General features: G+C 70.0%; 9 protein-coding genes. 5 read left to right on the top strand and 4 right to left on the bottom strand.

From position 1 onward, the window contains the following. The first annotated feature begins 81 nt into the window (after positions 1 to 81). Positions 82 to 573: a peptidylprolyl isomerase gene (locus J0695_RS27045; RefSeq protein ID WP_206966220.1), complete on the top strand. Its 492-nt coding sequence runs from the start codon at positions 82 to 84 to the stop codon at positions 571 to 573. An 84-nt stretch (positions 574 to 657) separates the two neighbouring features. On the opposite strand, the gene J0695_RS27050 is transcribed toward J0695_RS27045, so the two are convergent. From J0695_RS27050 to J0695_RS27060, 3 genes are all read right to left on the bottom strand, one after another. Continuing rightward, positions 658 to 1,455, bottom strand: coding sequence for a family 1 encapsulin nanocompartment shell protein (locus J0695_RS27050; protein WP_206966222.1), 798 nt, complete (start codon positions 1,453 to 1,455; stop codon positions 658 to 660). A 5-nt stretch (positions 1,456 to 1,460) separates the two neighbouring features. After that, positions 1,461 to 2,525, bottom strand: coding sequence for a Dyp-type peroxidase (locus tag J0695_RS27055; RefSeq protein WP_307798776.1), 1,065 nt, complete (start codon positions 2,523 to 2,525; stop codon positions 1,461 to 1,463). Positions 2,526 to 2,652: 127 nt separating this feature from the next. Next, the gene (locus J0695_RS27060) at positions 2,653 to 3,861 is read right to left on the bottom strand and encodes an ROK family transcriptional regulator (protein ID WP_206966224.1); all 1,209 of its coding nucleotides are present in this window, start codon (positions 3,859 to 3,861) and stop codon (positions 2,653 to 2,655) included. Between the two features lie 148 nt (positions 3,862 to 4,009). Here J0695_RS27060 and J0695_RS27065 point away from each other — a divergent pair, with 148 nt between their 5' ends. Together J0695_RS27065 and J0695_RS27070 are read left to right on the top strand one after the other, a co-directional pair. Continuing rightward, complete coding sequence (locus tag J0695_RS27065) at positions 4,010 to 6,238, top strand: alpha-N-acetylglucosaminidase (RefSeq protein WP_206966226.1); 2,229 nt, start codon at positions 4,010 to 4,012, stop codon at positions 6,236 to 6,238. Between the two features lie 224 nt (positions 6,239 to 6,462). Then, the gene (locus J0695_RS27070) at positions 6,463 to 9,030 is read left to right on the top strand and encodes an alpha-L-rhamnosidase-related protein (RefSeq protein ID WP_242553242.1); all 2,568 of its coding nucleotides are present in this window, start codon (positions 6,463 to 6,465) and stop codon (positions 9,028 to 9,030) included. 56 nt (positions 9,031 to 9,086) lie between these two features. Here J0695_RS27070 and surE read toward each other — a convergent pair whose 3' ends face one another. Further along, positions 9,087 to 10,154 (bottom strand): 5'/3'-nucleotidase SurE, encoded by a 1,068-nt coding sequence (surE, locus tag J0695_RS27075; protein WP_206966230.1) that lies wholly within the window; start codon positions 10,152 to 10,154, stop codon positions 9,087 to 9,089. 499 nt (positions 10,155 to 10,653) lie between these two features. Here surE and J0695_RS27080 point away from each other — a divergent pair, with 499 nt between their 5' ends. Both J0695_RS27080 and J0695_RS27085 read left to right on the top strand, forming a co-directional pair. Then, positions 10,654 to 11,643, top strand: coding sequence for an RNA polymerase subunit sigma-70 (locus tag J0695_RS27080; RefSeq protein ID WP_307798777.1), 990 nt, complete (start codon positions 10,654 to 10,656; stop codon positions 11,641 to 11,643). An 86-nt stretch (positions 11,644 to 11,729) separates the two neighbouring features. Continuing rightward, the gene (locus J0695_RS27085) at positions 11,730 to 12,497 is read left to right on the top strand and encodes an SDR family NAD(P)-dependent oxidoreductase (protein ID WP_206966234.1); all 768 of its coding nucleotides are present in this window, start codon (positions 11,730 to 11,732) and stop codon (positions 12,495 to 12,497) included. The last annotated feature ends 7 nt before the right edge of the window (positions 12,498 to 12,504 follow it).

Below are 12,504 nucleotides of genomic sequence, written 5' to 3' on the forward strand. Positions count from 1 at the left end.
CCGGGTGATCACCCGGCCGTAGATTCCGGCTACAGGGCCCCGAGGCGCGCGAGCGGACATTCTTCCGGCAAGATGGCGCCTATGACCAACAACATTTTCTTCCGTATCAACATCGATGACCAGCCGGCCGGGGACATCGTCTTCAAGCTGTACGACGACGTCGTACCCAAGACCGCGCAGAACTTCCGCGAGCTGGCCACCGGGGAGCACGGCTACGGATACGCCGGTTCGGCCTTCCACCGGGTCATCCCGGAGTTCATGCTCCAGGGCGGCGACTTCACGCGCGGCGACGGCACCGGCGGCAAGAGCATCTACGGCCCGAAGTTCGCCGACGAGAACTTCACCCACAAGCACACCCGTCCGGGCCTGCTCTCGATGGCCAACTCCGGCCCGAACAGCAACGGCTCGCAGTTCTTCATCACGACCGTGGAGACCCCGTGGCTCGACGGTAAGCACGTCGTCTTCGGCGAGGTCGTAGAGGGCTTCGACCTGGTCCAGCAGATCGAGAAGCTCGGCTCGCGGTCCGGTTCCACCAAGGCGAAGGTCGTCATCGCGGAGTCCGGGGTCCTCTAAGTCCCGGGAATTGCCGCAGGAGATCACTCCTGAGGCGTGGGCGGGTTACGGGCCGACCGGTCCCGTAACCCGCTCAGTCATCTGTCAGACGGTGAGCGCGATCCCGGCTTCCGGCGTGTGGAGGCTGAAGGTGAGGCTCTGCTGCAGGTAGAGCTGGATGGTGGTCGCGTCGTGGGTGAGGTATCCCACGGAGAGATCCTGTCCGAGATGCAGCTCGAAGTCTCCGCCCCGGGTGGACACGACCGCGCCGCCCTTGATGGCGGGGGCCCACACGATGGGACCGGACAGCACACGGGCGAGATGTTCCCGTACGGGATAGCCGTGGTCCGAGGTCTCGTTGACCGCGGTGTACGCGTCGGCGCCCAGAAGCAGGGCGTAAGGACCGTCGACCCCGGCGAGGCGCAGAGCCGTCATGGCCCGGCTGACGCTGTCGGGATATTCGGCCACGTCCGCGGCCAGCGGCAGGGGGCTGTTGCTCGACGCGCTCCTGATGCCGTCGATGCCCGCTTCGGCCCAGCCCTCGAAGATGATCCGGTCCTCGGTGAGGGCCATGGTGCGGGCGGCCTCCTGCGCGGGGTGCCAGTCGCTGTCCTGGGCGCCGTACTCCACGTTGTCGACGGCTTCGCGTTCCAGTGTGAACGGCACGCGCAGTTCGATGGCGGGGTGCGACTGGTGGGTGCGCGCCTCGACGCTCGGGGTCGGAGCGGCGATCGGCCTGAGGTGGCCTGAACCGACGGCGGCGAGTGCCGGGCCGCCCGGCTCGTCGACGTCGACGACACGCCGGCCCGCGAGGTGCAGGACGAACGTACGGCGGACCTCGTCCTCGATCTCGTTCCAGGCGCTCGTGCTGATGGGTGCCAGGTCGCGGTGCAGATTGTCCATGGGGTTCACAGGACTTTCGGTGAAGTGGCGGTCATGGCGGCGGGGACCTTGAGGCTGCCGATGCCGAGCGAGGTGTCCTCGGGCCGGGGGCCGGCGGCGGGCGCCTCGAAGACGGCAGGAGCGCCGGAAGGCGCGGGCGGGTCGTCGAGGAAGTCCGTGCTGGGCACGTAGAACAGGGATCCCGTGGTCGCGGTGGAGAAGTCCAGGATCCGGTCGTGGGTGGCGTCCGGCGTGCCGAGGAACATGTTGCGGAGCATCTGCTCGGTGACGGCCGGGGTCCGGCAGTACCCGATGAAGTACGTTCCGTACTCGCCGCGCGTCAGAGACCCGAAGGGCATGTTGGCGCGGACGATCGGCTGCTCTTCGCCTTCGGCGTCCTCGACCTTGTTCAGGGCGACGTGGGAGTCGGCCGGCTGGGCGTCCTCCGCCAGCTCGATATCGTCGGACTTCGTACGGCCGACGACACGTTCCTGTTCCTCCGCCGGGAGCGTGTCCCACTGGTCGAGGTTGTGCAGGTACTTCTGGACGATCACATAGCTGCCCCCGGCGAACGCGGCGTCCTCCTCCCCGACGAACACCGCCCGTCCGGCACGTGCGCCCTCGGGATTCTCCGTGCCGTCCACGAAGCCGAGCACGTCGCGCTGGTCGAAGTAGCTGAATCCCTGGGTCTCGTCGACGATGCGGGCACGGCCTTCCAGTCGGCGGGTGATCAGTGCCGCCAGCTCGAAGCAGAGGTCCGTGTGGCGTGCCCGGATGTGGAACAGCAGGTCGCCGGGGGTGGAAGGAGCCCGGTGGCGGGCGCCCTGCAGCGGTTCGAGAGGGTGCAGCTCGGCAGGCCTGGGGCCGTCGAAGAGGCGGTCCCAGGCGAGGGAGCCGATACCCGCCACACAGGACAGGCGGTCGTCCGGCACACGGAAACCGACCGCACGCACCAGCCCGGACAGGTCGGCGAGGAGCTCGCGTGCCGCTTCCTCCCCGCCGTGGTCGACGGTGAACACCAGGAACACCGCGGCCCTGCTCGTCCCGGCCAGCACCGGCTGGGGGGTGTGCGGTGGCTGCGTACTGCCCACGGAAGCATCCCTCCTGGAACGACTGCCACGGCCGGTCGCATCGGGCCGCGGCGGGGTTCCAGCGTGCTGTCCCGCACCGCGCCCCGCCCCTTGGGAGGGACGCCATGTGCTCCGATCGGCCCAGTCGTCAGCCTGCCGGGGGCGTCATCATCCGCTCTTCCGCCACGTCGAGTGCGTGGCGCACCGCTCCGATCGCGACGGCCCGCTCCCCCAGGGTCGAGGCGCTGACCTGCACGGGTGTCAGGGTGTGGAGGGCGAGATGCCGGCGCACCGGTTCCAGGAGGGTGTCCCCCGCGCGTGTGACCCCTCCGCCGATCACGACCCGGCCGGGGTCTAGCAGCAGGAGCAGTGCCGACAGTCCGCGGGCGAAGCGGGCGGCCACCAGTTCCACCACCTCGGCGGCGGCCCGGTCGCCCGCCGCGGCCGCTTCGAAGAGCGGTGCGATGTCGTCCTCTCCGCTCCCGGCCGGCGCACCGGCGCGCAGCGCGAGCCCGCGTATGGCGGCCGCACCGACCAGCCGCTCGAACGGTCCCGTGCCGTCGGCGGGGCGGGAGCGCGGGGTGCTGTCGAGGCCGGTGGTGAGGTCGATGAACCCCAGTTCGCCGGCCGCACCGGAACTTCCGCGATAGGGCATCCCGTTGATGATGATTCCGGTGCCGATACGGCGGCCCCACTGCACGAACACCAGGCTGTCGGCGTCGGCCGCGACCCCTTGCCAGCGTTCACCGAGAACCGCGAGGTTGACGTCGTTGTCGATGGACACCGGGCAGTGCAGCCACTCGCGCAGCAGCGGTACGACCGGCAGTCCGGCCCAGCCGGGGATGCTCGGCGCGAGCAGGACCTCGCCACGGCTCCGGTCGACGATGCCGGGGGTGCCGACGCTGACGGCCCACAGCCCGGACAGGCGTACGCCCGCCTCGGCCGCGGCATCGGTCAGCGCGCTCCGTACGGTGTCGAACACCTCGGGCCCCGCGGCGCCCGCGCGCACCGTGGCGCGGCGCGTGGTCAGGACCTGGCCCGCGAGGTCCGCGATCATCACCAGGACCTTGCGGGCGCCGATGTCGATCCCGGCTATGTGGCCGGCCTCCGCGCGGAACCTCGCGTACTGGGCGGGTCGCCCGTGCTGCTGGGTGCCGCCCGCCGCGGTGAACTCCACCAGGCCGCGGTCGCGCAGCCCGGCGAGAGCCCTGGTCACGGCGGGGCGCGAAAGGCCGGTCGAGGAGGCAAGGCCGCTGACGCCGGCGGTGCCGGCCTCGCGCAACGCCGACAGGACGGCAGCGACGTTCATCTGCCGCAGGACGTGCGGTCCTGTTGCCGCCGTTCTCCCGACCGGCATGCGCCTCAGCCCCTTTGCCACTGGTGGTCGCGGGCACTTTACCCATCCGGCCCAACTTCCCCGTGGGTACGGCTACTTGACGGGCGTGGCGGCGACCCTCATATTAACGAACGCTCCGTTACTATCCCCCGATCGGGCGAGGTAATCAGTGAGAAGCCTCAGATTCTGGGCCGCCGCCTGCGCGGCCACCGCCCTTGCCGTGGTCGCCACGCTGCTGGGCGGCCCGTCCTCCTTCCTGCCCGGCGCCTCCGCCGCGCCACCCGCCTTCGCACCCGGAGCGGCCAGGGCGACCCTCGCCCGGCTGCTGCCCCACCACACCTCCCAGTTCACCCTCGTTCCGGTCGGCCGCCCGGCATCGGGCGACTACTTCACCGTCTCGGGCCGCGCGGGGAGGATCCGTATCGAAGGCACCAGCCCGGCGGTCATCCTCAGCGGCGTCAACTGGTACCTGAAGTACACGGCGAAGGTCGACATCGGATGGCCGGGCACCAGCACCTCCAGGCTGCCCGCCGTTCTTCCCGCGCCCGCCGGGACCGTCCGGCAGGAAGCCTCGGTGCCGCACCGCTTCGCCCTCAATGACACCGACGACGGGTACTCCGGCGCCTACCGCGGCTGGGCCTCGTACGAGAAGCAGATCGACCTCCTCGCGCTGCACGGCGCCAACGAGGTCTTCGTGCAGATGGGCGCGGACGCCGCGTACTACGCGACGCTGCGGGAGTTCGGGTACTCGAAGGACGAGCTGCGGTCCTGGATCCCCGGGCCCTCGCACCAGCCGTGGTGGCTGATGCAGAACATGTCGGGCTTCGGCGGCCCGGTCACGGACAGGCTGCTGGCGGACCGCGCCGCGCTCGGGCGGAGGATCGCCGACCGGCTCCGGCAGCTCGGCATGACGCCGGTGCTGCCCGGCTACTTCGGCACCGTGCCGCCCGGGTTCACCGCCAAGAACCCCACCGGCCCTGTGGTCCCGCAGGGCGACTGGGTGGGCTTCGGCCGGCCCGACTGGCTCGATCCGCGCAGCGCGATGTTCCCGCAGGTCGCCGCATCGTTCTACCGCCACCAGCGTCAGCTGTTCGGCGACTCCACGATGTACAAGATGGATCTGCTGCACGAAGGGGGCCGCCCGGGCGACGTACCCATCGGCGATGCGGCGAAAGCCGTGATGGCCGCTCTGCAGACCGCCCGTCCGGGCGCCACCTGGGTCCTGCTCGGCTGGCAGAGCAACCCGTCCACGCAGATCATCGACGCGGTCGACAAGAGCAAGCTGTTCATCGTGGACGGTCTGGCCGACCGCTACAACGGGCTCGACCGCGAGGCGGCGTGGCACGGGGCGCCGTACGCGTTCGGCACGATCCCCAACTTCGGCGGCCACACCACCATGGGCGCCAACACCGCTGTGTGGACCAGCCGGTTCGACCAGTGGCGTACGAAGCCCGACAGTGCGCTCCGGGGCATCGCCTATCTGCCGGAGGGGACCGGCGGCAATCCGGTCGCCTACGAGCTGTTCACCGAACTGGCTTGGCGCACGGGCCCTATGGACCAGAGCGCGTGGTTCGCCGCGTACGCCGAACGCCGTTACGGAGGTGCCGACCCGCACGCCGCGAAGGCGTGGGAGCTGTTGCGCAGCGGTCCGTACAGCACACCGGCCGGCACCTGGAGCGAGTCGCAGGACAGCCTCTTCACCGCCCGCCCGAGCCTGACGGTGAGCTCGGCGGCCAGCTGGAGCCCGGACTCCATGCGTTACGACGCGAGCACCGTGCAGCGGGCTCTGGACGAACTTCTGCAGGTCGCACCGGGGTTGCGGACCACCGACGCCTACCGTTTCGATGTGGTGGACGTGGCCCGGCAGGCCCTTGCCAACCGGAGCCGTGTCCTGCTCCCGCAGATCAAGGCCGCGTACGACAGCAAGGACCTCGCCTCCTTCCGGCGGCTGGCAGGCGAGTGGCAGAGCGAACTCGCTCTGCTGGACAAGCTGCTCGCTACGGACAGCCGGTTCCTGCTGGGGCCCTGGCTCCGTGACGCCAGGGCCAGGGGAACCACCGACGGGGAGCGGGCCGCGGCCGAGTTCGACGCCCGGTCGGTCCTCACCACGTGGGGCGACCGCTCCGGCAGCGATTCCGGGGGCCTGCACGACTACGCCAACCGCGAATGGTCGGGGCTGGTCTCCGGCTTCTACACGGTGCGCTGGACGCGATACCTCGCGTCGCTCGACACCGCGCTGACCACCAGTCAGGCGCCTGTCCCCATCGACTGGTTCGCCGTGGAGAACGCCTGGAACCACCAGCGGGACACCTATCCGGTGAACCCTTCGGGCAACCCGGTGGAGCAGGCCGTCGCCGTGCGCGACGCCCTGACCGGTACGGCGCGGCAGCCCGGCTAGTCCGCGAGGGTCCGGCGGGGCGGCACACCCGCGCCCCGCCGGACCGAGGCCTTGTGCGATCTCTGTACGCCATCTCGGTGCTCGTGTAGCGTCGCCTCCGTTCGTAGGGAATGAAACGTTTCACCAGACGTTTCACCAGCTTCCGATGAAGGGAAGAGCGCGCTATGCCGTCGAGCGGGAACCATGGCCAGGCACCAGAATCCGGACCGAATCGGCGTGCCGTGATGGCAGCGGGACTCGGTACCGTCGCACTGTCGACGACCGGCCTCTCGCTCTTCGGCGCGGGCCCTGCCGCGGCCGGTACGAGCGCGGCGCCGCACCTCGGGAAGGACGCCTGGCACCGCTACGTACAGGCGCCGTCCAGCACGACCGTCAGGCCCGTGAAGACCCTCGGCACGACAGGTCGAGTGACGCGACCCGACGCCCTGTTGAAGCCGGGCGGCGGCGTCACCGTCCTGAACCGGCCGAAGCCGCCCGAGTCGCCCAAGTGGCCCGCGGGCACAACAGCCGAGGCCTCATCCGCGCACGCCGGCAACCAGGGCAACGACGGCAAGCCGCGTACGTACGTAGCCGACAACGCCATCGACGGCGACCCGGACACCTTCTGGAATGACGACACCTCGGCCGCCTTCCCCGACATCCTCACCATCACGCTGCCCGAGGCCCGCGCTCTGCCGGGACTGACGCTGATCTCCAACAGCGACGGCGTGCCGGAGGACTTCACCGTCGAGACCTGGCAGGACGGGGCCTGGAAGCAGACGGCGTCCGTCACCAAGAACAGTGCCGTCCAGCGTGCGGTTCCGTTCGACGCCCCCGTCTCCACGGCCAAGGTGCGCATCACCGTCACAGCCGACCAGGATTCGCCGAAGGGCGCCTTCACCCGTGTCAACGAGGTGTGGCCCGAGCCCCTGGAGCCCGTCGAGGCGCCGAGCGTGACCATCGACTTCGGCAAGGTGGTCGTCGGATACCCGAGGGTGAAGTTCACCTCGGCCTCGGACAACAGCCCGGGTGTCCGCCTCGCCTTCTCCGAGACCCGGCAGTTCCTCACCGACCGATCCGACTTCACCCGCGCCGACCAGGCGGGCGGTACGGGCCGGGGCACCGACCAGTTCGCGGTGCCCGCCAAGGGCGCCGACTGGAAGGACGTCAAGGGCTTCCAGGCCGGGGACAAGGTGTTCGCGGACGGCCTGCACGGCTTCCGGTATCTGAAGATCACTCTCGACGCACTCGACACCGACGCGCCGGCCGCCCTGCCGTGGGGCACGGTCTCCATCGACTCGGTGTCCCTGGAGTTCACCGCGTACCTCGGCACGCCGGACACCTTCCGCGGCTGGTTCCTCTGCTCCGACGACGATCTGAACCGCTATTGGTACGGAGCCGCGTACACCAATGAGTTGGTGACCGACACCTTCCGCCGTGACGACGTCGATCCGCGCAACGCGTGGAGCGAGTCGCTGGAGGGCAAGCTGGTGCTCCAGGACGGCGCCAAGCGCGACCGCGACCCGTACGTCGGTGACCTGGCGGTCTCGGCCCGTACGCTCTACCTCACCCACGACGACACCGCCGAGGCCGCCCGCAACGTCCTTGCCGACCTCGCCGACCACCAGCGCGCGGACGGCTGGATCCCCCCGGCGTCCATCAACAACTACACGCTGCCGCTGTTCGACTATCCGCTCTGGTGGGTGACGTGCAGCTGGGACTATGTGCTCTACACGGGCGACCGCGCCTACGCGAGCCGCTACTACCCGCAGCTCCTCAAGGTCCTCGACACCTGGTACCCGAGCGTCACCGACGACGCGGGCCTGCTCAGCAAGGGGCTCAACGGCACCGGCGGGTACGGCGACTACGCCTTCCTCAACCGCACGGGCCGCATCACCTACTACAACGCCAACTATGTGCAGGCACTCAACGACGCCGCTTCCCTGGCCACTTGGCTGGGCAACGAAGGTGATGCCAAGCGATGGTCGGCACGGGCTGACAACGTTGCCAAGGCCGTCAACACCTATCTGTGGGACGAAGCGGCGGGCGCCTATCTGGACTCCGCGACGGGTCCGGTCCGGCACGCGCAGGACGGCAACTCCATCGCCATCACCTCGGGCATCGCCGGCAGCGAGCGGGCCGGCTCCGCGCTCGACCACCGCGACAGGACGACCCAACTCCGTTACGGCAACGCCTTCATGGACAACGACACGATCTTCGGAGGTGCGTCGCAGCGGGTCTACGCGTTCACCTCGTACCCGGAGATCGTGGCGCGCTTCGACAGCGGCCGCGCCGAGTCGGCCCTCGACCAGATCAGGCGCACGTACGGGTGGATGGACAGCCATGACCCCGGCATCACGAACTGGGAGGGCATCGGCCCGAACGGCTCGCTGTACGAGGACGCGTACACGAGCATGGCGCACGGCTGGTCGACCGGTGTCCTGCCCGCGCTGACCCATCAGCTTCTGGGCGCGAAGCCGACCTCGCCCGGCTATGCCACGTGGGAGGTCCGCCCCAACCCGGCTTCCGTCGCCTGGGCGCAGGGTCAACTGCCCACACCCCACGGTCCGTTGGGTGTGGAGTGGACGAATGAGAAGAACACGTTCACGGTGACCGTACGCGTCCCCCGGTCCACCCGGGGAGCGGTCGCGGTGCCGACCGGTGGTCACCGTGTGGTCGTACGCGACGGCCGCCGCACCCTGTGGGACGGCGACCGGGGCATGACGCGGGGCGTGCGTCCGGACGGCGGGCACATCCTGGTCGCGGATCTCGGGCCGGGGACCCACACGCTGACGGTCGTCCGCGCCGGGTAACCGCCTCGGGAGGAGGGAGCGGAGTGCGGACGCCGCACTCCGCTCCCCCGCCGCTGTCAGCGGTGGGTTCTCACGTAGGCCGCGAGCCGCGCGTCCCGTACTCCGGTGTACGTACGGTCCGGTCCCACCGGGGTCACCGTGACGTACCCCCGTTGGAGCGTGGCGAAGTCGGCGTCGCGCTTCGTCTCGGGGCGGCAGCCCTCCGTCGCCGGATCACAGAGAGCGCTTCCGATCGTGAAGGTGTTGCCGCTGCCCGCGTAGACGCTCTTCACGAGCTTCTGTGTTCCCACGGAGGTCCAGGCCGTGCCCCGGGGACGCTGCCCCTGGGGCAGATACGGGTAGTTGACGTTCACCACGAAGTCCGGCCTCAGCAGGTCGCGCCGCCGGAGCTGTCCGATGAAGTCCGCGGCGAACTCTCCGGTCTCGCGGTAGGTACGGTCCGCGACCTCCAGGGAGGTCGTCACGGTCGGGTCGTAGGAACTGCTGAGCGCGACCGCCGGCACCCCCTCCTCGATCGCGGCGAGCGCGGCACCCACCGTGCCCGAGTCATTGACCACCGAGGCGACGTTCTGACCGTAGTTGGCACCGGAGACGACCAGGCCCGGGCCATCCGTCCAGCCTGTCTTCGCCGCTAACCCGCCGCCGAGCGCGAGGCGTACGGTGTCGGCGGGTGTGGCGCTCTGCGAGGCCGGACCGCACGGCGACGCCCCCTTGCACACCCCGTAGACCGCGCCTTCGGCGGGCGCGCCGGAGCAGTCGTGCGCGTAGCCGGGTGGCAGCGCGGTTCTTCGCTCTACGGTCAGTTGGCCTCCACTGGTGGAACCGGTGCCCGCACCGCTCTGGTTGGCCCAGGGCGCGATGACGACGACGTCCGCCCCGGCCGCGCACAGCGCGCGCCTCACCTCGTACAAACCCTTGCCGTCGGAGGCGTTGGGGCGTGCCATCTGCATGGAATCGTCATTGCTGAGCAGAATGCGAAAGCCGGCGAGCGGCGCAGTGGCCACGGAACCGGCAGCGCGGGGGCGCGTGCCGTCCGAACTGGCGGGCTGCGCCTGTGCGAGGGCGGTCATGGCGAGCAGGAGTGTGCTCGCGGCGGCCGCGACGGCGGTGGCCTTTCGGCTCACGCGTGTTTTCAATGGACTCGGTCTCCTCGCGTATCCGATACGGAAATGAACGGCCTGCGACAGGGCTCTGGTTCGCGCCGACGGAGCCTAAATGACACGTGTCAATGAAGGAAGAGCTCCGGCCGTACCGTCAACTGCGGGAGAAGGCAGCCCCCGCTCGGCCTGAGGCCCTAGCGTGTCCGGCATGACGGCGAAGTGTGAGGTCTGCGGGCGTCCCATCGACCGCGGCGGCAGGCCGGGGCGGGCCGCGACGTACTGTTCACAGGCGTGCCGGCAGCGCGCCTACCGGGTGCGGAGACAGCCCTCCGGGGCACCTGTCGGTGAGCTGATCAGCGATATCGGGGCCCGTTTACGGCAGCTGCGGCCGGATCCCGCAGTCACGTTCCATGCCGATGTGGAGGCCCTGGCGCCCCGGTTCGCGCAGTTACGGCGCTTCGCCCGGCAGGCGCGTCAGGAAGACACCGCCGCGGAACCTGCGGAAAGCGTCACGCCCCACCGTGTGACGAATCCCGACGACGGCGCGCTCTCCACGCTCGTCGAGGCACACACCGATGAGCTGAGGGTCCACTGCTACCGGCTGCTCGGGTCGTACGACGAGGCCGAGGACCTCACCCAGGAGACCTTTCTGCGGGCCTGGCGGGCCAGGGACACGCTGGAGGACATCGGCAACCCCCGGGCGTGGCTCTACAAGATCGCCACCCATGTGTGCCTCGACTTCCTGCGCAAGCACAACCGGCGTCCGACCGTCTACGAACCCGTCCCCGGTATGGACTCCGGCGACAGACCGCCACCAGCACGGCTCCCGTGGCTCCAGCCCTTCCCCGACGACCAGCTTCCGGAGGCCGAGGCGCCCCTGCACGAACCGGACGAACAGGCTGTGGCGAGCGAGACCCTCGAACTCGTCTTCCTCACCGCGATCCAGCAGCTTCCGCCCCGGCAGAGAGCAGCGGTCATCCTGCGGGATGTCGCGGGCTGGTCCGCCCAGGAGACGGCCGACCTGCTGGAATCCACTCTCGCCTCGGCCAACAGCGCCGTACAGCGCGGCAGATCAGCCCTGCGCGAGGCGCTCCCGGACCGGCGCGAGGACTGGTCGGCGAGCCGGGCGAGCACCGACGAGTTGGCGCTTCTGCGCCGCTACATGGACGCGGCCGCCAACGCCGACATCGACGCCATGGTGGAGCTGGTGTGTGAGGACGTGGTGCTCACCATGCCGCCGAACCCCTTCTGGTTCACCAGCCGCGAGGCGCTCTTCGCGTTCGTCCGGCCCAATCTGGATCCCGCGTCGCCGATGTTCGCCGGGCACTGGCGGCACCTCCCGGTGCACGCCAACGGGCAGCCCGCGGTGGCCGGCTATCTGCGGCGCCCGGGAACCAGTGTCCACCGCGCCCAGCTGATCGATGTGCTGCGCGTCGAGGGCGGGCGGATCGCCGAGATCACCACGTTCGAGCCCCATCTGTTCCCGGCGTTCGGGCTGCCGATGACGCTGTGACGGTGGTGCCGCGATGAGTTTCCGTCCGCGCGCCGTCCTATGGGTGACGGGTGCACACGGCGCCCCCACCCAGGGAGACGAGAAACATGCTGCAGGACAAGGTCGCGGTCATCTACGGCGGAGCGGGTTCACTGGGCGCGGGCGTCGCGAAGGCGTACGTGGAAGCGGGAGCCCGGGTCTTCCTCGCCGGCCGTACGGAGGCCACGCTCAAGAAGGTCGCTTCCGCGGTCGGCGCCGAGTACGACGTGCTGGACGCCCGTGACGAGGAGGCCGTCGAAGCTCATGCCGCGTCGGTCGTCGAGCGGGCCGGACGGTTCGACATCTCCTTCAACCTCGTACCGCGCGGGGACCTCCAGGGCATCCCGCTGACCGACATGTCGGTCGAGGACTACACCCGGCCCGTCGTGCGGGGCATCGCCTGCCAGTTCATCACCGCACGGGCCGCGGCCCGCCGGATGACCGCGCAGGGCTCGGGCGTGATCCTGGCCCTGGACAGCGCGTCGGGCAACGGCAGTCCCATGATGGGCGGCACGGCCTCGGCCGACGGCGCGACCGACGCACTGATCCGCCAGTTCGCCCAGGAGCTCGGCCCGACCGGTGTCCGCGTCTGCGGCATCTGGACGGCCGGTGTCACCGACAGCCTCACCCCGGAGAAGCTGTCCGCCGCAGGCGCCCCCGCCATGGACGAGGCCGCCGTACAGGGAATTCGTGGTCACCTCGACAGCCTGCGCATGACCAAGCGTTCCCCGCGGATCGCCGACATCGCCGCGCTGGCCACGTTCCTGGCATCCGACGGAGGCGTCTCCATCACGGGCACCTGGGTCAACGCGACAGCGGGGATGTTCCCCAGCTGAGCGGACG

Source organism: Streptomyces beijiangensis, assembly GCF_017315755.1.
Taxonomy (GTDB): domain Bacteria; phylum Actinomycetota; class Actinomycetes; order Streptomycetales; family Streptomycetaceae; genus Streptomyces; species Streptomyces beijiangensis.